The sequence below is a fragment of the Stenotrophomonas sp. YIM B06876 genome (genome assembly GCF_030711595.1).
Classification (GTDB): domain Bacteria; phylum Pseudomonadota; class Gammaproteobacteria; order Xanthomonadales; family Xanthomonadaceae; genus Stenotrophomonas.
This window is the reverse complement of record NZ_JAUJUJ010000569.1, coordinates 1-425: the sequence shown is the minus strand read 5'-3', so window position 1 is coordinate 425 and position 425 is coordinate 1. Positions and strand designations below refer to the sequence as shown.

Below are 425 nucleotides of genomic sequence, written 5' to 3'. Positions count from 1 at the left end.
GCGCGAACAGTTCCTGGGCAAGCTGCAAGAGCGCCAGGGCCTGGCCCGCGAAGCCGCTGAAAAACAGCTCAAGGAATGGCAGGAGCGCCATCCCACATTCCATTTCGACGATTGATGCCGCTGGCGGCAACGTCCATTGATTCAGGAGAAAAATCCATGAAATTCATCCGCAACATGATCACCCTCGCCGCCGTCGGCTGCATGGCCACCGCATCCATGGCCATGCAACCGGCCGAGCACAAGGCCGCGCAAGAGCGCATCAGCGCCGACTACAAGATGGACAAGGCCCATTGCGACGCCATGAAGGGCAACGCCAAGGACGTCTGCAAGAAGGAAGCCGAAGGCAAGGAGAAGGTGGCCAAGGCCGAACTTGAGGCGCAGTACAAGCCGAGCGAGAAAACCCAGTACCAGGCGCGCGTCGCCAA

General features: G+C 60.2%; 1 protein-coding gene. It reads left to right on the top strand.

Annotated elements, in window-relative coordinates:
* Positions 1-156: 156 nt before the first annotated feature.
* On the top strand, positions 157-425 hold a 269-nt coding region (locus QZH66_RS18505; protein ID WP_305807246.1), incomplete at its 3' end, for a hypothetical protein.